Below are 18,649 nucleotides of genomic sequence, written 5' to 3'. Positions count from 1 at the left end.
TGCACCCGCTTAGGACTGCGCGTAAACGAGCATGTCTAAAAACGCGTTCACGCCTTGTCACGAGGGGCGAATGCGTCATATCTTATGGAGCACGCACGGCGTGTTGAATGGATGAATCGACGACTTTCTTGTACTTTTTCGACAACTTCGCCCAAGGGAAAACCAGTATGTCAGGCGCGTCACCCCGGCTGCGCGCGGCGCGCGAGACGATTCCGGAATTCTCGCTGTACGGAGAATTGACGGAAACCGACAGTGCCGATTTCGTCCATATCGAGTGGATCGAAACCCGCAGCCGCCTCTACGACTGGCATATCGATACCCATCGGCATCTGGGACTCTTTCAGGTGCTGGCGATTTTCGAGGGAACGGTCGAGGCAAACGTCGACGACGCGACATGGGAAGTCGAAGGTCCGGCCGTCATCACGGTGCATCCGTCCGCCGTGCACAACTTCCGCTTCTCGCGCGGCGCACACGGCTTCGTCCTCACGATGGCGCAGAGCGTGCCTTTCGACGCGGCCATCGGGGCCGACGCCGATATGGAGTCGTTGCTGAGCAAGCCATGGCTCTTCTCGCTGGGCGATGCGCCGCAAACGCGCGACCGTCTCTACACGTTGCTTGGCCTGATCATGGACGAGTTTTCGCGCCCGCAACTGGGGCACGCGGAAATGGTCGGATGGCTCACGCGCAGCGTGTTGCTGCTGCTCGCGAGGCTGCATGCGCTTCACGATTCCGCAGCCCGCTCCGGGCGCACGGAGCTGGATCTGTTCGCCCGCTTTCGCGCGCTGGTGGAGACGCATTACACCGAAGCCTGGGCCGTACCGGCCTACGCGGAACGGCTGCATGTCACCGAGAGCAAGCTCAACCGGCTGTGCCGCCGCATCGCCGGAAAATCGGCCTTCGACCTGGTGCAGGACCGCCTGATGCTCGAAGCGCGCCGCAAGCTCATCTACATCCCCGCCCCCGTCTCGCATGTTGCCTACGAACTGGGCTTTCAGGACCCCGCGTATTTCTGCCGGGTCTTCAAACGGCATGTCGGTGTCACGCCGTCGGCCTTCCGGCGCAAGGCGCAAAACACCCATCTGGGCGACGAATGACAACACTCGGCCGGGTTGGCGAGGCGGCTCCGTCGAGCGCCTCGCCCCCGTGCTCACGCAGGCAGTCGGCGCTTACGCGCTCGCCGGCGTCTTCCCCTGCAAAAAGCGCAGCAGCGCCTCGGTGACAGCCGGCGCGCACTCGATGTTCGACAGATGCGCCCCCGGCACGATGACCTGCTGTGCACCGGGAATACGTTCGACCATCGCACTCGACATCGCGGGCGGCGTCGCCAGATCGCCCGAGCCGGTAATTACCAGCGTCGGCGCCGTGATCGATGCAATCTCGTCAAGCTGATTCATGTCGCGCACGGCTGCGCACGCCGCAGCGTAGCCGTCTGCCGAGAGCGACCGGAACATCGTTTTCATGCGTTCGATGAGCGCGGGTTCGCGTTGCGCGAACTCGGGCGTGAACCAGCGCGACACCACCGCATCGGCGACCGCGCTCATGCCGTCGGCCTGCACGGTGCGAATGCGGGCGTTCCAGCCATCCTCGCCGCCGATATGCGCGGACGAGCAGACGATCGCCAGACGCTCGAGCCGCTGCGGCGCATGAATGCCCAGCCACATGCCCGTCATGCCGCCCATCGAGACCCCGGCCAGACTCGCGCGCTCGATATGCAAGGCGTCGAGCAGTGCGATCACGTCGTGTCCCAATTGCGCGATGGCGTACGGCCCCGGCGTCACGGACGAACCGCCGTGTCCGCGCGTGTCATAACGGATCACGCGAAATTCGCGCGCGAGAGCGGCCACTTGCGGCGCCCACATGTCGAGCGTCGTGCCCAGCGAATTGGACAGCACGAGCGCCGGTGCCCGATCGTCGCCGTTGATGACCACACGCAGCATGGCGTCGCCCACCTCGATAAGACGTTCCGTCGTCATTTGGCTCGTCTCCTCAGCGCTGTGCGTCATCGCGCACACGCGTGGTCGAGCCCGGCTCGGCGGCTTCCATCTCCGCGAAGACCTTCTCGGCGTCGTGGATCGCCTGATTGGCCGCAGGCAGACCGCAATACAGCGCAGCGTGCATGAACAACTCCTTCATTTCGTCACGCGTCACACCGTTGTTGAACGCAGCACGCACATGCATGCGGAACTCGTCGCCGCGATTGAGTGCGATCAGCAGCGAGAGCGTAATCATGCTGCGCATATGGCGCGTGAGCCCCGGACGCGTCCACACGTCGCCCCAGGCGAAGCGCGTGATGAAGTTCTGAAAGTCGTCGTTGAATTCGTTGCGGCGCGTAAGCGTGCGATCCACGTGCGCATCGCCGAGAACGGCGCGGCGCACCTGCATACCGTTGTCGTAACGTTCCTGATCGTTCATTTCGATTTCCTGCCGGGTTGAGAGGTCGGCGCGGCGGCGTCGGCGAGCGCGAGCACCCGGCTCACGAACGTCTCGGCAGCGCCCAGATAATGTTGCGGGTTCATCAAACGCTCAAGTGCGTCGGCGGAAAGCACGCGCGTGATTTCCTCGTTTTCGCACAGCACGTCGAACAGATGGCGTTGCTGGGCAATGGCCTCGCGACAACACGCCTCGACCCGGCGGTGTGCTTCGAGCCGCCCCATCGCTTCGCCAAGCGCCATCGTGACGGCTTCGGCCATGATGAGCCCGTGCGTGATCTCGAGATTCGCTCGCATGCGCGCCGTATCCACTGTCCAGTCGCCGATGAGCGTGCGTGCCGTGGCCAGTGCGCCGCCGCACAGCATGAGCAGCTCGGGCAGCGTCTCCCATTCGGCATGCCAGGTGCCCAGACCACGCTCATGGTCCTGCTGCATCGCGGCGAAGAGCGTGGCAGCGAGTTGCGGTGTGCGGGCGGCGGCGGCCAGCATGGCGGCACATCCGACCGGATTGCGTTTGTGCGGCATGGTGGACGAACCGCCACGGCCCGGCCCGGAAGCCTCGGCAATTTCGCCGACTTCGGTTTGCGTCAGCATCGCCGTATCGCGCGCGAACTTGCCGAGCAGGCCGGTCAGCGACGCCGCCCAGCCCCCCACGCGCACGATGCGATCACGCTGGCCGTGCCATGGCGTGGCCGCCTCCGACAGGCAGAGGTGCCGGGCAAGCGCCGCCGAGACCGCCGCACCTTGTGCACCGAGAGACGCCAGCGTGCCCGCAGCGCCGCCGAACTGCACGCACAGCACCTGTTCGCGCACGTTCGCGAGATCGGCGCGCGCGCGCAGCAGGGCGTCGAGCGTGCCCGCGAGCTTGAGTCCGAATGTGATGGGCAAGGCATGTTGCAGCCACGTGCGGCCGACCATGACCGTTGCGCGGTGCTGCCGCACTTGCGCAGCGAGTTGGCCGATGAGGCCGTCGAGATCGGTGCCGATGGCGTCGAGGGCGCCGCGCACTTGCAAGATGAGACCGGTATCGATGGCATCCTGACTGGTGGCGCCCCAATGCACGAATCGTGCGGCGTCGGCGTCGAGCGCTTTCACGCGGGCCGTCAGTTGCTTGACCAGAGGAATGGCGAGGTTGCCCGCGCGCGCCGCGTCGTCGCGCAAGGCGTTCCAGTCGAATTCGCTGGCGCGGGCCGCGGCGGTAATCGGGGCGACGGCTGCGGCCGGAATCAGACCGGCGTCGGCTTCGGCGGCGGCCAGCGCCGCTTCGAAGTCGAGCATGCCCTGAAGCGTGGCGTCGCGCGAGAAACGCGCCGTCACGGCAGAGCCGCGCAGCAAGGAGTCAAGCAGTTCCGTCATCGGAGGGTCGATGGTGGTTAAGTTGGTGGTTAAAGTCTGCCCGCGAGTCCGGGATTCGCGGGCAAAACCCTTGTACGTTGCAAAAATGCAGATACGGCCACAGGCCGCCGGCACTTTCATGCCGGCAGCCCGAAGCCGCGCCAGTGTCAGCCCTGCATGACCGATGTCAAAGGTCGAGGAACACCGTCTCCTCGTCGCCCTGCATGCGAATATCGAAACGGTACGACACGCGCCCGCCGTTCACCTCGCGGCGTGCGATCAGCGTGTGGCGACGCTCGGCCGGCACTTGTTGCAGCACGGGGTCAAGCGCATTGGCCGCAGCCTCGTCGTCGAAATAGATACGCGTAAACAGATGATTGAGCAAGCCCCGCATCGTCAGAATCACATCGATGCGCGGCGCTTCGCCAGGCGCGCTCGAGCCCGGCTTGATCGTCTCGAAGACAAAACGGTTCTCGGCGTCCGTGCCGGTGCCGCAACGGCCGGTGCCGGCGAAGCCCGTACGTTCGATCTCGTCGGCGTTCTGCACATAGCGGCCATGGGCATCGGCCTGCACGACCTCGATCAGGGCATCGTTGATCGGATTGCCTTCGCCGTCGACCACTTGCCCGATCAGGCGAATGGCTTCGCCTTCGGCGCGATCCAGCGCCACCACGGGCGTGAAAGCGCTCTTGAAGTCGTAGCGGTATTGCTCCGGCGACAGGCCATAAGCGAAGTACGGGCCGACGGTCTGCGACGGCGTTTGCTGATAATCGGACATGGCTCAGGACTCCATCGGCGTTTGGTCGGCACCGCGCAGCACGATGTCGAATTCGTATCCCAGCGCGTACTCGGGTTCGGTGACGTCCATCGAGAAGCGCGCGATCAAACGGTCGCGGGCATGCGCCGGCGTGGCCTGGAAGATCGGATCATAGGCCAGCAGCGGATCGCCGGGGAAGTACATCTGCGTGACGAGGCGGGTCGCGAAATACTGACCGAACACCGAGAAGTGCAGATGCTGCGGGCGCCACGCGTTGTGATGGTTCCTCCACGGGTAGGCGCCGGGCTTGATGGTGAGGAATTTGTAACGGCCCTGCGCGTCGGTCAGCGCGCGGCCGGCGCCGAGGAAGTTCGCATCGAGCGGTGCGTCGTGCTGGTCGACCTTGTGCACGTAGCGGCCGCAGGCGTTGGCTTGCCACAGTTCCACGAGTGTATTGGGCACCGGACGGCCGCCTTCATCGAGCACGCGGCCGGTCACGATCATGCGCTCACCCAGAGGCTCGCCGTTGCGAACCGCGTTGCGCGTGAGATCGCCGTCGAGCTCACCGATGATGCCGTGGCCGTAGACCGGCGAGCGAAGGTTCGCGAGGTTCTGCCTGACCGGGACGAGCAGTTGCTTGGGGCCGCGCAGCGCCGTGGACTTGTACCCGCTGTCGATGAGCTTGGGATGGGAATCCCAGTCGCGGGGGCGCAGGACGGTGGTCGTTTCCGACATGGTCTCACTCCGTTATGTGTTGACTGATCTGGCCTGGCGCCAGCTTGTTTTCGACACTATATCCATAATCAACGGATATATTTATTGACATTTTCTTAGGTTTTTCATAACTTTTCGGCATGGAAAGACATCGACTCGACGGGCGAATCAAGCTGCGTCATTTGCAATGCCTGCTGGCCGTGGCGCAGCACGGCAGCCTTCAGCGCGCTGCCGAAGCGCTGTCCATCACGCAACCGGCCGTTAGCAAGACGATTGCCGAACTGGAAGGACTGCTTGGGGTGCGCTTGTTCGACCGCGGACGCAACGGCGCACGGCCGACGGCGCAGGCGGAGTTGTTCCTGCGGCACGCGGGGGCGAGCGTGAGTGCGCTGCGTCAGGGCATCGATGTGCTCTCCCGCGCCGTCGGCCAGACGGGCGGCGTGATCGAGATCGCCGTATTGCCCACGCTGGCCGCCGCCATGATGCCCAGCGTGCTCGAAACCTTCCGGCGCGAATGGCCAGGCATCGTGGTGCAAGTGCATACCGGCGCGAACCAGCAATTGCTCACGCAGTTGAAATCGGGCGAGACGACGCTCGCCCTCGGCCGGATGTCCGATCCCGAGGGGATGGCGGGACTCACGTTCGAGCATCTTTGCGCGACGCCGCTCAGTGTGGTCGTGCGCCCGGCGCATCCGCTGGTGCAACAGCGCAGCGTATCGATGGCAGATCTGGCGAACCATCACGTGATCTTGCCGCCGCACGGCACGATCTTGCGTCACACGGCCGACAGTTTCTTGCGCGCGCACGGCGTGGGCACGCTCGATGACTACTCGGAATTGCTGTCGATGTCGCTCGCCCGCGCCATGACCCTGCGAGACGACGTGGTGTGGATCGCCTCCGAGATCACCGTGCAGGACGATCTGGCCGACGGCGTGCTGTGCGCCCTGCCCTTCGCGATGAAAGGCACCGAGGAGTCCATCGGCATCCTGTGGCGCAACGATACGATGCCCACGCCACCGGAGCAGACCCTCATCAGCGCCATGCGCGAAGCCGCGCGTGTGCGCTACGGCGGGCCGGGGTTGCGCTGAGGATGGCACCGCTCACGCCTGTGCCGGAGCCGGTGCCGCAACGCCCGCAGTCTGAATCGGCTCAGGTGCAAGGCCGAGCATCCTCACTGCGTTGTCCTTGAGCACCAGAGGCTTGACCTCGTCTCGAAATCCTGCGGCCTCGAAATCGCGCAACCACCGGTCTGGCGCGATGAGCGGGAAGTCCGAACCGAACAGCATCTTCTCGCGCAACAACGAGTTGGCGTACTGAATCAGTTCCGGTGAGAAATACTTGGGCGACCAGCCGGACAGATCGATATAGACGTTCGGCTTGTGCAGCGCGATGGACAGCGCCTGCGATTGCCACGGCCACGACGGATGCGCGATCACGATGTTCATGTCCGGGAAATCGGTCGCGACGTCGTCCAGATGGATCGGCTCGGAGAACTTGAGCCGCAGCCCGCCGCCACCCGGCATCCCCGAACCGATGCCCGAATGCCCGCTGTGGAACACGGCCGTGAGCTTGTACTCCGCGATCAACTCATACATCGGATACGCCATGCGATCGTTGGCGAAGAACCCCTGCATGGTGGGATGGAACTTGAAGCCCCGCACGCCGAACGCCTCGACGAGCCGCCGCGCCTCCCGCACGCCCATGCGCCCCTTGTGCGGATCGATACTCGCGAACGCGATCATGATGTCCGCATTCTCCTGTGCGAAGCCGGCAATCTCCTCGTTCGGAATACGGCGACGGCCGATGTTCGCCTCGCAATCGACCGTGAACATCACGAAGCCGATGTTGCGCTCGCGATAGTGTTCGATGGTCTCGGGAATCGTGGGCCGGCGATTCTGCTTGAGAACCGTACCGAAGTACTTGTCCGCCGCGTCGTCGAAAGCCTTGCCGAAGAGATCCGGCGGCTGGCAGCACGACACTTCCGCGTGCACGTGTGTATCGATGGCGACGAGTTTGTCGAGATTCATTCGGCCGTCTCCGGATCGCTGATCTGCGCCGCAACGATCGCCATTGCGCGGCGCGTCTCCGGCAGTTCGAATTTCAACCAGTAGCGTGCCGCCCGGCGCTTGCCGTCGCGCACAATATCGCCCACCGCCTCGGCGCGGTGCTCGGCCAGCGCCGCGTGCGCCCATAGCCCCGCCATCGACAGCCCGTGCACGGCTCGCATCACCTCCCCTGCCACGCACAACGCCGCGCGTGTCGACGATTGCGCCAATGCGACGACGCACGGCAGTAGCGCTTCCCACTCGTCCAACGCCGCCAGCGCAGCGTCGAAGCCCTTGAGCGTCGTGATGGCTCGCGCATCATTCACTTGCGTGCGTGTCCATGCGAGCCATTGCCGCAACGTCTCGCCGTCGTCTCTGACGACCTTGCGCAGCATCAGGTCGATAGCCTGTATCTCGTTGGTCCCTTCGTAAATCATCGGGATACGCGCGTCACGCAGATACTGAGCGATGCCGGTCTCTTCGATGTAGCCATACCCGCCGAAGACCTGCAACGCGGCGCTCGCGCCTTCGAAGGCCTGCTCGGTGAGCATCGCCTTGACGACCGGCGTGAGCAGCGCCGCTAACGCGTCGGCCTTCATGCGTGCGTCCGCCGTGTCGGCGTGATGGGCCTCGTCGATGGCCAGCGCGGCGCGATACAACAGCAGGCGCGCACCTTCGACGGCGACCCGCTGCCCTTCGAGCAGACGCCACACCGCCGGGTGTTGCGCAATGGGCGCGTTCGCCGCCGCACCCGGTACGCGCGATTGCACGCGCTCCCAAGCATGCTTCACGGCCATTTCGTAGGCGTTCTGAGCCAGTCCGACCCCGGACGCGCCCACATGCAGACGCGCCGAATTCATCATCGCGAACATCGCCTCGAGACCGCGATGCGGTTTGCCGATGAGATACCCCGTCGCCCCCTCGAACGCCATCGAGCACGTGGCGCTGCCGCGAATCCCCATCTTGTGCTCGATGCCGATGCAGCGCACGGCGTTACGCTCGCCGTTCGCCAGTATCTTGGGCACGAGAAACAGCGACAGACCACCGCTTCCGGCGGGCGCGTCCGGCGTGCGCGCCAGCACGAGATGCACGATGTTCGGCGTCAGATCCTGCTCGCCGCCTGAGATGAAAATCTTCTCGCCGGTCACGCTGACTGTGTCGTTCGCCCCACCGATCCACTCGGCGCGCGTGCGAATCTGCCCCAGATCGCTGCCCGCCCCCGGTTCCGTCAGCGCCATCGTGGCAAGCCATTCACCACTCACCAGCGGACCGAGCCACGCATCGCGCAACGCGTCGCTGCCGAACCGGTGCACGCATTCGTACGCACCGTGCAAAATGCCGGGATACATGGTCCACGCCAGATTCGCGCCCGCCGTCAGTTCCTGCACCGCCACTTGCGCAACGACCGGCAGGCCCTGCCCGCCCGACGCCGGATCGCACGGCAACGATGGCCAGCCAGCGTCGCGATACTGACGATAGGCATCGGCAAATCCGGCAGGCGTGCGGACCTCGCCGTCGCGCCAGGTGCAGCCCTCCCGGTCGCCGACGGCGTTCAGCGGCGCGAGCACTTCGCGCGAGAAACGCGCCGCCTCGTCAACCACCTGCACCAGCGTCGCCGTATCGAATTCGCGGAACGGCGCGAGACGTGTCAGCGCTTCGCCGACACCGAGTTTATCCAGCACGAACGCGATATCGTCGGCCGCGCTTTGCAACACCCGATAGTCCATGTCAGCGCCGTGCCGGAGCAAGAATGATATGGGCGCCTTCCGCCTGAGCCGCATGCAGCGCATCGACCGTCGACGCGCGATGATCCTGCACGGCACGCTGGTTGATCGACCCCTTGTCGGTGACTTCGCCCTTATCGAGCGAAGGCGGCGAGTCGAGCAGCATGAGGCGAGCGACATAAGTGGCACTGCCACCTGCCGTGGCATTGAGCTTCGTCAGCAGCCCCGCGAAGACTTCCCGCACGGGGGCGGCGGCGAGTACGTCCGCCAGGGGGGCATCCTTCGCCAGCGCACTCAGACGGCGGCAGTCCTCCACCCGCGGGAAGACCATCAGCCCGATGTCGTCGCGATTGATCCCCGTGACCACGGCATCCTGCACATACGGCGCACCTTCCGAAATCACGCGGGCACGCAACGGCCCAACACTCACGAACGTGCCGGAACTGAGTTTGAAGTCTTCGGTGATGCGCCCATCGAACTGAAGACCGATCTCCGGCTGTTGTACGTCAACGAACGTCGCGGCGTCGCCCGTGCGGTAGTAGCCTTCTTCGTCGAACACCGGCTCGCTGGCCTGATGACGCCAATAGCCCGCCATGACGTTCGGACCACGGAACCGGACCTCCAGCTTGCCGCCCACCGGGGCCAGCTTCACCTCGCAGCCGGGCGCCGGCAGACCGATGTAGCCCGCCCGCATGATTGGCCCGGTGGTGAACATGCAGCTCGGCGAGGTCTCGGTCATGCCGAGTCCGGACATGATCCGGATGCGCTCGCCGCAGTGCTGTTCGGTCACGCGTTCGAGCCGGTTCCAGGCCGCCTGCGACAACCCTGCACCGCCGAAGAAATAGAGATTCACACGCGCGAAAAAGCGCTCGCGCAACGCGGCATCGCTCTCGAGCGCAATGGCAAGGTCCTCCCACCCCTTCGGCACGTTGAAGTACACCGTCGGAGATATCTCGCGCAGATTGCGCAGCGTCTCCTCGAACTTGCCGGTCACCGGCTTACCGTCGTCGATGTAAAGGGTGCCGCCGTTGTACAACGCGATGCCCACGTTGTGGCTGCCCCCGTAGGTGTGATTCCACGGCAGCCAGTCCACCAGCACCGGTGGCGCCTCGCCGAAGGTCGGGAACGTTTGCAGCAACATCTGCTGGTTGCTGCACAACATGCGCTGCGTGGTCGGCACGGCTTTCGGCTGACGCGTCGAACCGGACGTGAACAGAATCTTGGCGATGGTATCGCCGGTGACCTGCGCGTGTACGGCGTCGATATCGCGCGGCACGGTGTCGAGCAGCGCGTCGAACGCCAGCGTGCCGCCATCGCCGCCAGCGCTCACACGAATCACGTCGTCGCCCAGCACGGCATCCATGGCACGTCCGTAGGCATTGACGTCGGTCGCATAGACGAGGCCCGGTTGCAGCACGCCAAGCGTGTGACGCAACTTGCCGTAGTCCGTCGACACGATGGAGTAGGCCGGTGAAATCGGGGCGAACGGCACGCCTGCGTACATCGCGCCGAGGGCCAGTTGGAAGTGTTCGAGATCGTTACCGGACAGAATCGCAATCGGGCGCTGCTCGGACAGGCCGCGATCGCGCAAAGCCTGACCAATGGCGCGCGCACGCAACAGCATCTGCGCGTAGGTGATGCCGATCCAGGCGCCGTCGGGACCGCGCCGCGCGATCAGCCATCGTTCCGGATGCTGAGCGGCGCCCGACACCAGCCGGTCGGTCAGACGCTCGGGAAAGTCGCCGAGCGCTTCACGTGAGCGCAGATACCAGAACTCGCCGTCGCGCCGCACTTCTACGCCGGGATTGCCGATGCTCACCGGCCGGTAGCGATGCGCCGCGATCTCCGGCGTCTGCGCCGCCGTCGTGTTGTTGCCTTGATTCAAAACACTGTCTCCTGCTTCAGTCCTGCCGGGACGCGCTCTAGGTCGCGTTCGCGGGCGGTCACATCCTCATCCCCAGACCTGATCAGATCGGGTAGTGACGCGGGGTCGTTTGCACCGTGATCCAGCGAAGCTCGGTGAACTCGCCAATGGACGCCTTACTGCCAAAGCGGCCGTAACCACTCGCCTTCACGCCGCCAAACGGCATCTGCGCTTCATCATGCACCGTGGGGCCGTTGATGTGGCAGATGCCCGACTCGATGCGTTTGGCCAACTGCATGGCACGCGACACATCGCGACTGAAGATCGCCGCCGACAGGCCGAACTCGCTGTCGTTGGCCACCGTCACCGCTTCGTCGTCGCTCTGCACGCGCTGGATCGTCACCACCGGACCAAACGACTCTTCCCGGTACAGACGCATCGCAGGTGTCACGCCATCGACAATCGTTGCCTGCATGACCGCACCGTCGACGCGGCAGCCAAGCGGCAAGCGCGCGCCGTGCTCGCGGGCGTCCTCGACCAGCGCTGCTACGCGCGACGCCGCCTGCGCACTGACCATCGCGCCAAGCACGCTGTCGGGCGATGTCGGCGACCCGGCGTGCAGCTTCGCCGCCTTGGCGGTGAGCTTCTCGACGAAGGCGTCAGCGACGCGCGCATCGACGATGACCCGCTCCGTCGACATGCAGATTTGCCCTTGATTGAAGAAGGCGCCGAACGCAATGCCGTCGACTGCGGCATCCAGATCGGCGTCGTCGAGCACAAGCACGGGTGCCTTGCCGCCCAACTCCAGCAGCGCCGGTTTGAGATGCTCGGCCGCGAGGCACGCGATGATGCGGCCCACGTGGGTGGAGCCGGTGAAGTTGACTCGGCGCACCGCCGGATGCGCGATCAGACGCGCCACGATCTCGCCGGCATCTTCCGGCGCATTCGTGACGACGTTGACCACACCGTCGCCAAGCCCTGCCTCATGCAGACATGCACCAATCAATGCATGCACCCCCGGACACTGTTCCGACGCCTTGAGCACGACCGTGTTGCCGCATGCGAGCGGCATGGCCAGCGCTCGCGTGGCGAGAATGACCGGCGCGTTCCACGGCGCGATGCCCAGCACCACACCGACCGGCGAGCGCACGGCCAACGCGAGGCTGCCGGGCACGTCGCTCGGCATGACGCTGCCGTCGATTTGCGTGGTCATGGCCGCCGCTTCGCGCAGCATGTTGGCCGCGAGCATGACGTTAAAGCCATACCAGTTGGCCATCGCCCCGGTCTCGGCCGCGCCAATGGCAATGAAGTCGGCCGCGCGGCTGTCCATGCGTTCTGCGGCCGCGAGCAAACGCTGGCGACGCGCCGTGGGCGAGAGCGCCGACCACGCGGGGAATGCCGCCTGTGCCGCGTCGACCGCAGCGTCGGCATCCGCCAGCGTGGCTGCCGGGGCTCGCGTGGCGACTTCGCCCGTCACCGGATCGATTCGCTCGAACGTCGCTCCGCCTTGTGCGCCGCGCCACTGGCCGCCGATCAGCATCTGCACTTCATGCATTGCGCGATTCCTCTTTCGTCTGTTCGGTTACGGATGGTCGTTGCACTTCAGCGCTTGTAGGCTTGCAGACCCGGCTTGATCGACTTGTCGTCGAGGAACTGCTTGAGGCCCTGCTCGCGGCCGTGCTCCGGGTCGCGCAGTTGCGCCTGATCGAGCTTGGCGTACAGATAGTCCTCGCTTTGCTCCCACGTGAGTTCGCGAGCGCGCTTGAAGCCGTGCTTCGCGGCACGCAGCACCACCGGGTTCTTCTCGAGCAGCTTGGCGGCGAGCGCCAGCGTAGCGTCGCGCAGTTGGGCGAGCGGCACGCTTTGATTGACCAGCCCCATGTCGGCGGCTTCCACACCGGTGAACGTATCGCCGGTCATGATGTAGTGCAACGCACGACGATGCCCCACCGTATCGGCCATCGCCTTGCTCACCAGGTTGCCCGGCGGAATGCCCCAGTTGATTTCCGACAGGCCGAAGACAGCCTCATCGGCGGCGATCGCCAGATCGCAGGCCACCAGCGGGGAGAAGCCACCGCCGAAGCACCAGCCGTTGACCATCGCGATCGTCGGCTTCGAGTACATGCGCAGACGGCGCCATTGCCAATCCGATGCGTCGCGGCGCACGCGTTCCTGCACGATTTCCGGCCCGCCGTCGATCTCGCGGAAGTACTCCTTCAAATCCATCCCGGCCGTCCAGGCCGAGCCCGCACCCGTGAGCACGACCACCTTGATGTCGCCGTCGAGTTCAACGGCGTCGAGCACCTGATTCATCTCGGTGTTGAGCGTGGGGCTCATCGCGTTGCGCTTTTCCGGGCGATTGAAGATCACCCAGCCAATGCCGCCCTCGACCTTCACGTCGACCGTTTTCCAGCGCCCTTCGTATGCATTCATTTGCGTAATTTCCAAGTGTGCGGGGCAACTTGCGCCGCGCGCCGGGAGTGGCGCGCGGTGTTGCCAACACACACATTTAATATCAGGTAACCTTACATTGCAAGGATTGCGTTCCCGGTGAAAACCCTTAGCCGGAGATGTCAGAACGTATGACGCATGCCGAGCATCACGCCGGTCTGGCCCTGGCCTGCGGGCGGCGTGGTGCCGCCACCGCCGCCGCTGACCGAGTACGCGGCGCGTGCGCTATTGAAAAGATAAGCGGCTTGCGCGTAGACAGCGGTGCGCACCGACAGTGAATAGGTAGCGCGCAGTGTGGTCATGGTGCCGCGCGTGTCGTGATCGTTGTTGATGATGCGATACACCTCGCCGTCTACCAGCCACGCTGGCGTGAGGTTGTACGCCGCACCGAGATAGAACAGATTCGAGTGCGTGTTCACGGCAGCCGTCGAGACACGACGGCCCAGCCATCCGCCCCCGAGTTTGAATGCGCCGTACTTGTAGTACGCACCGAAGGTTGCGCGCGCGTCTTTGTCGCTGCTGCTGTTGAAGGCCGACGGCGCCTGTCCGTCGAAGAAGTTGGCCGAAGCATTCGTGCCGCCACGCTGTTCTTCATACGACGCCGCCACGCCGAAATTACTCGCGTCGTACTTGAGCATCACCGACCAGTCGCGGCACTGCACCGCCTGCCCCGGCACCTGGCCCGCGCAGGTGCCCTGCCCCGGCGAGTTGCCCGTGCCGCCGGAATCGCGGCCGAACGAATAGCCCACGCCGAAGCTCAGCCCCTGCCAGCCGACCTGATACGTGACGGAGTTATCGGTACGCGCGTTCGGGATGTAGGCATCGAACGAGCCCATGCCGTAGATGTCCGGGCCGAGCACGTCGGAGCCCAGCAGCGCGTAATACGTCATGGAGTATTGCCGGCCCAGCGCCAGCGTGCCGTACGGCCCCTTCACGCCCACGAAGGCCTGACGGCCGAACATTCGGCCTCCCTGCCCAAGATCGCCGCCGCGAATGTTGAAGCCGCTTTCCAGCTGAAAGATCGCGGCAAGGCCGCCACCGAGATCTTCCGAGCCGCGCAGCCCCCAGCGCGACGGCAGCTCTCCCGTCACCCCCGGCATACGCCAGACGGCGCCATTCGAGCTCGCATGAGAAACGTACTCGATCCCGGTGTCGACGATACCGTACAGCGTGATATTCGATTGCGCGCCGGCGATGCCGGGGGCAGCCAGCACAGCGGCCGCGCCCAGGGTTGCGAGCGCACGAGTGCGTGAGGGAAATGCCATACCTGTCTCCTGATTATCGATGTCGTTATGTATGCAGTCTTGCGGCGGCGAGTGCGCGTGCGACGCGCGCACGAAAAAACGCGACGGGGCAGCCGAATGCCGTCCGTCGCGTGCAAGCGAGGCCAACCGGTTGATGCTGGTCAGTCAGCTGCGCGGGGACGACGGATGAGTGTGAGTGCGGCCAGCGCGGCCACGATCGTCACGGGGATGCTGGCGCCGATCACCACGGCTGCGCTGCTGCCCACCGCGAGCAACATGCCTGCGGCGAGCGGCCCGACCACCGAGCCGATGCGCCCGATGGCCACGGCCGCGCCCACCCCCGTGCCGCGCATCGCGGTCGGGTAGTAAGCGGCGGCAAGCGCGTAGAGCACAGACTGGCCGCCGATGATGAACATGCCCGCGAAGAACGCTGCCGTGGCGAGCACGCTGAAGCCTTGTGCGGCGGCCAGACCGATCAGCGATGCGATCATCCCCAGATACATGCCGCCGATCACGAGCGACATGCGCGCCCGATCCATCAGATAGCCGAGCACGAGCACACCAACGGCACTACCTGCATTGAAGAGAATCTGCACCCAGCCGATTTCGCCGCGCGCCAGACCGCGCGATCCCATGAGCGAGGGCAGCCAGTTGAGCAGGAAGTACAGCACGATGAGCGTGCAGAAGTAGGACAGCCAGAGCTGGATGGTCGACACGCCGCGTCCTTCGGAGAACAGCACCGACATCATCGGTGCCGGCGTGGCACGCTGGCCTTGCGCGGCCGCGGCGGCAAACGCACGCGACTCGGGCAAGCACCAGGCCAGCAACGGCAACAGCAGCAGCGGGCCGACACCGCCAACGTAGAAGATGTGCCGCCAGTCGGCATCGCTCACCGCCAGCATGCCGATGGTGGCCGCGATGCCGCCGCCCAGCGGAATGCCGCAATACATGATGCTCACGGCCGTACCGCGCGAGCGCGGCGCCACGGCTTCCGAGGACAGCGCAATCAGGTTGGGCATCGCCCCACCCAGCCCGACGCCCGTGAGAACGCGCACGATCACCAGCATCCAGAAGTCGGATACGAACGCGGTCGCAATCGACAACACGCCGAACAGCGCCGCCGAGAGCATCAGCACACGCTTGCGGCCAATGCTGTCGGCCAGTCGCCCGCCCACCATCGCGCCGGGCAGCAGACCGAATGTGCCGGCCGAGAACGCGATGCCCATTTGCGCCACGCTCAGGCCGAACTCCTTGGCCATGCCGCGCGCGGCAACCCCGACCGACTGGAGGTCGAGACCTTCGAGCAACGCCACGGCAAAGCACAATGCCAGCGTCAGCACGACCGGACTGGTGTTGCTTGCCGCCCCGTCTGCCCCCAAAGGCAACGCACGTGCGTCGCCGTCCCGATTCGCTTCCATGGTGTCTCCTGTGATCTTCTTGATGGTCTTCGGTCACCGCCCCTCCGGGCAGCACCTGATTCGAAGTCAGTCGACACCGGCGACGACGCACGCGGGGTTCGTCAACACCGATCATTTAATCAGGAAACCTGATATTAACGACGCAAGTGCAACAGGCACGGCGATGCCGCAAGTGCGGCTCGTCGTTGTCGTCTTACCGTGTCACTGGGATTCGGTCGCGCGTATCTTCGCGCCGACGGACTCCATTTAATATCAAGCAACCTGACAATACAAGCAATCGGCGGCTCGGGACAAACCCGGAGTCAGTCGCGCAGATTCCGCACGAACATTTCGATATGGCGTTGCACCACTGCGGCGTCTTCGCGGCTCACGTCGGCACGCATGCGTGCGTCGATTTCCTTGGCCACGACCTCGCACCGGGCGAGCACGCGGCGGCCTTCGTCGGTGAGTTGCAACAGCACGATGCGGCCGTGATTGGGGTCGGGCTCGCGGGTGATCCACTGGCGAGATGCCATGATGCTCACGACCTCGTTGGCCGACTGCGGGGTGATGAACGAACGTTGCGCGAGTTGCGCGTTGGATAGCTTGCCGCGTGCGTCGAGTACCGACAGCGCGGTGAACTGGGCCAGCGTGAGACCGAGCGGCGCGAGCGCTTCCGACATGTGGCGGCGCAGCAGGCGGTCGAGGCTGGCGATGACGTACGTCAGTCGGAGTTTGGAGCGGCGCGGACGCGCATCGGCCGAGCCCGGCGTTTCCTCAAGCGTTTCGCTGCCGGGTTCCGGCGCGCGGATGTCGCGGGCGGCCGCTGCGGCGGCAGACTTCTTTTTCTGGGGTACGACGCTCATGGTGAGATGGCGATCGAGCACAAAAGGTATGCGCAGCGTATCGCGTGGTGCGGGAAAGTCAGCAGTGTAACGCCGCCGCCACGCGGTGGCGACGGTCGGCCGGCGATTTCTCCCGACGATGAGCACCGCGACCGGCTTACGCCGGCCGTGCGTTCAACTGGCGAGCTTGCGGAACGTTTCGAGCACGGCGTCGCCCTTGAACGGCTTGACGATCCAGCCCTTCACCCCGGCGGCCTTGCCGCGCTCCTTCATCGCCGGGCTGCTTTCCGTGGTGAGCATCACCACGTTGACGGTCTTGTTCGCAAGTTCGCCGCGAATCTTCTCGACCATCGTCAGACCGTCCATGTTCGGCATGTTCACGTCGCTGATGACCAGCTTCACGCCCGGGCTGGCCTTGATCTTGGCGAGGCCGTCGCGGCCGTCGATAGCCGTGTCCACGTCCAGGCCGTTCTTGCGCAGGAAACCCGCGACTTCGTCGCGCACGGTGCTCGAGTCATCGACCACGAGAATCTTCGACATGGTGTTGTCCTTGTGTATAAGAGGGAGTAGGTGTGCGAGCCGGGATCTCAGAACAATTCCAGCGCCCCGGTCTCGACGGGTTCGGTGGCCACCTGTGCGGCTTCGCGAAACGCTTCCGGCGACCAGTTCAGACTGAATACGAAATGCTGATGCAACGTCACGGTCTGCGCGCTGACCGGATCGGTGAGTCGATAGACGAAGCACAACTGCGGGTTATCGGTGCCGAACGAGATGTACTTCTGCTTGTGATTGATCAGCAGAGGCACTTGTATCTGTGCGCGGTCCACCGACAAGGGGTCGCCCATGTAGCGGTTCTTGAACGCCCCCCAGATCAGGTTCGTCAACTCGCCGAGCATGCCGTTGAGTTCGCGAAAGCCCGCCTGGCCTTCGCAACGGCCCGTGTGCTCAAGCAATTGCATGAACGGCACCTGTTCGGCCTGCATCATCATGAACCCACGGCACCAGGCGCTCTCTAGCGGGATCAGGCTGAAGACTTCGCCGAAAATGATGCGATCGCGCACCACGCTGGGCGGCTCGCAGTGCATGGCGATCTCACCGAACAGACCACGAAACACGCCGTCGGTGATGTCGATCATGCCGCGCACAAGCGCTTCGGGATATTCGTGCTCCACGCTGTCTTCGAGGATCAAAAACTGGCTGGCCGGCTCGCGGGGGGTGCTTCGGTTCATGGTCGTAATTTCCTATGGCGTGCGCCGATTCAAAACAATTCCAGTTCGCCGCTGCTGTCCTGCGTCACGCTGAGTTCGGCGTCGAAGTCGAGCGGCGCGTGCGCGCAAACGCACAGCGTGGCAGCCAGACGCACCGAGCCGTCGAGCATGATGTCCCACGACGCCAGATGGTTCGGTTTGAGCTGCATGAGGTGAGGCACGCAGCGCGCGCTCAGCACGTACGGCGTCGACATGCCCAGATCGGGGAAGTAGGCGAGCAGTTCCTGATTGATCGCCCCACAGCAGAGATTGCTGATTTCGAGGAAGACTTCGCGAAACGGCTTGTCCTGCGCGTCGCCCGCGAAATACCGGGTGGTGACGTCGTCCTCGTCGAAATGCAGCACCAGCAGCATGCGAAACCCGATGGACGAGATCGTGAGCACGACCACGTTGGCGTGCCGCGTCACCATATCGACGTCGGCATCCGAGGCGGCCGAATCTGTCTGACGTACCTTGAGCGGCACGATGTCGCACGCGGTGTCGGGTGTGCGGGCCAGCCGCGTGCGGACCGCCTTGTGCAGAATGCGTTCGAAACTGTCGCGTGCGTGGGCGCTGATCACAACGAAACCTGCCTGC

18 protein-coding genes are annotated in these 18,649 nt (G+C 64.7%); 2 read left to right on the top strand and 16 right to left on the bottom strand.

The genetic code is table 11. The features are described from left to right. The first annotated feature begins 167 nt into the window (after positions 1-167). Complete coding sequence (locus PCO31110_RS24180) at positions 168-1,094, top strand: helix-turn-helix domain-containing protein (protein WP_174979762.1); 927 nt, start codon at positions 168-170, stop codon at positions 1,092-1,094. Positions 1,095-1,166: 72 nt separating this feature from the next. On the opposite strand, the gene pcaD is transcribed toward PCO31110_RS24180, so the two are convergent. The 5 genes from pcaD to pcaH form a co-directional block, all read right to left on the bottom strand. Then, entirely contained in the window at positions 1,167-1,973 is an 807-nt protein-coding gene (gene pcaD, locus PCO31110_RS24175) for a 3-oxoadipate enol-lactonase (protein ID WP_150691634.1), read from the bottom strand. A 13-nt stretch (positions 1,974-1,986) separates the two neighbouring features. Continuing rightward, the gene (pcaC, locus tag PCO31110_RS24170; RefSeq protein WP_010804518.1) at positions 1,987-2,412 is read right to left on the bottom strand and encodes a 4-carboxymuconolactone decarboxylase; all 426 of its coding nucleotides are present in this window, start codon (positions 2,410-2,412) and stop codon (positions 1,987-1,989) included. Next, positions 2,409-3,785 carry a 3-carboxy-cis,cis-muconate cycloisomerase gene (locus PCO31110_RS24165; RefSeq protein WP_150691633.1) on the bottom strand — a complete coding sequence of 459 codons (1,377 nt, stop codon included), beginning with the start codon at positions 3,783-3,785 and terminating at the stop codon, positions 2,409-2,411. Before PCO31110_RS24165 ends, pcaC begins: the two co-directional genes overlap by 4 nt. Before the next feature lie 166 nt (positions 3,786-3,951). Then, positions 3,952-4,542 carry a protocatechuate 3,4-dioxygenase subunit alpha gene (gene pcaG / locus PCO31110_RS24160; protein WP_010804520.1) on the bottom strand — a complete coding sequence of 197 codons (591 nt, stop codon included), beginning with the start codon at positions 4,540-4,542 and terminating at the stop codon, positions 3,952-3,954. A 3-nt stretch (positions 4,543-4,545) separates the two neighbouring features. Continuing rightward, positions 4,546-5,256, bottom strand: a complete 711-nt coding sequence (gene pcaH, locus PCO31110_RS24155; RefSeq protein ID WP_150586119.1) for a protocatechuate 3,4-dioxygenase subunit beta — start codon at positions 5,254-5,256, stop codon at positions 4,546-4,548. A gap of 119 nt (positions 5,257-5,375) precedes the next feature. Between pcaH and pcaQ the strand changes: the two genes are divergently transcribed. After that, on the top strand, positions 5,376-6,323 hold the full coding sequence (gene pcaQ, locus PCO31110_RS24150; protein WP_150691632.1) for a pca operon transcription factor PcaQ: 948 nt from the start codon (positions 5,376-5,378) through the stop codon (positions 6,321-6,323). A gap of 12 nt (positions 6,324-6,335) precedes the next feature. On the opposite strand, the gene PCO31110_RS24145 is transcribed toward pcaQ, so the two are convergent. The 11 genes from PCO31110_RS24145 to PCO31110_RS24095 all read right to left on the bottom strand — a co-directional run bounded on the left by PCO31110_RS24145 (position 6,336) and on the right by PCO31110_RS24095 (position 18,633). Beyond that, on the bottom strand, positions 6,336-7,262 hold the full coding sequence (locus PCO31110_RS24145; RefSeq protein WP_010804523.1) for an amidohydrolase family protein: 927 nt from the start codon (positions 7,260-7,262) through the stop codon (positions 6,336-6,338). Then, entirely contained in the window at positions 7,259-9,007 is a 1,749-nt protein-coding gene (locus PCO31110_RS24140; RefSeq protein WP_150691631.1) for an acyl-CoA dehydrogenase family protein, read from the bottom strand. Before PCO31110_RS24140 ends, PCO31110_RS24145 begins: the two co-directional genes overlap by 4 nt. Before the next feature lies 1 nt (position 9,008). Next, positions 9,009-10,889 carry a feruloyl-CoA synthase gene (locus PCO31110_RS24135; protein WP_150691630.1) on the bottom strand — a complete coding sequence of 627 codons (1,881 nt, stop codon included), beginning with the start codon at positions 10,887-10,889 and terminating at the stop codon, positions 9,009-9,011. Between the two features lie 82 nt (positions 10,890-10,971). Further along, positions 10,972-12,423: an aldehyde dehydrogenase gene (locus PCO31110_RS24130; RefSeq protein WP_150691629.1), complete on the bottom strand. Its 1,452-nt coding sequence runs from the start codon at positions 12,421-12,423 to the stop codon at positions 10,972-10,974. Between the two features lie 47 nt (positions 12,424-12,470). Further along, entirely contained in the window at positions 12,471-13,301 is an 831-nt protein-coding gene (locus PCO31110_RS24125) for a p-hydroxycinnamoyl CoA hydratase/lyase (protein ID WP_010804527.1), read from the bottom strand. 140 nt (positions 13,302-13,441) lie between these two features. Next, positions 13,442-14,584: a porin gene (locus PCO31110_RS24120; protein WP_150691628.1), complete on the bottom strand. Its 1,143-nt coding sequence runs from the start codon at positions 14,582-14,584 to the stop codon at positions 13,442-13,444. A gap of 140 nt (positions 14,585-14,724) precedes the next feature. Then, entirely contained in the window at positions 14,725-15,981 is a 1,257-nt protein-coding gene (gene mhpT / locus PCO31110_RS24115) for a 3-(3-hydroxy-phenyl)propionate transporter MhpT (protein ID WP_246189967.1), read from the bottom strand. 302 nt (positions 15,982-16,283) lie between these two features. Next, complete coding sequence (locus PCO31110_RS24110) at positions 16,284-16,826, bottom strand: MarR family winged helix-turn-helix transcriptional regulator (RefSeq protein WP_081636157.1); 543 nt, start codon at positions 16,824-16,826, stop codon at positions 16,284-16,286. 153 nt (positions 16,827-16,979) lie between these two features. Then, positions 16,980-17,345 (bottom strand): response regulator, encoded by a 366-nt coding sequence (locus tag PCO31110_RS24105; RefSeq protein ID WP_010804531.1) that lies wholly within the window; start codon positions 17,343-17,345, stop codon positions 16,980-16,982. Between the two features lie 47 nt (positions 17,346-17,392). After that, positions 17,393-18,034: a chemotaxis protein CheX gene (locus PCO31110_RS24100; protein ID WP_010804532.1), complete on the bottom strand. Its 642-nt coding sequence runs from the start codon at positions 18,032-18,034 to the stop codon at positions 17,393-17,395. Between the two features lie 29 nt (positions 18,035-18,063). Further along, a complete protein-coding gene (locus PCO31110_RS24095; protein ID WP_150691627.1) occupies positions 18,064-18,633 on the bottom strand; it encodes a hypothetical protein in 570 nt (189 codons plus the stop codon). Positions 18,634-18,649: the final 16 nt, after the last annotated feature.

This window comes from Pandoraea communis (assembly GCF_902459745.1).
Classification (GTDB): domain Bacteria; phylum Pseudomonadota; class Gammaproteobacteria; order Burkholderiales; family Burkholderiaceae; genus Pandoraea; species Pandoraea communis.
Note: the sequence above shows the minus strand (reverse complement) of the source record. Positions and strands in the feature narration are given on the sequence as shown.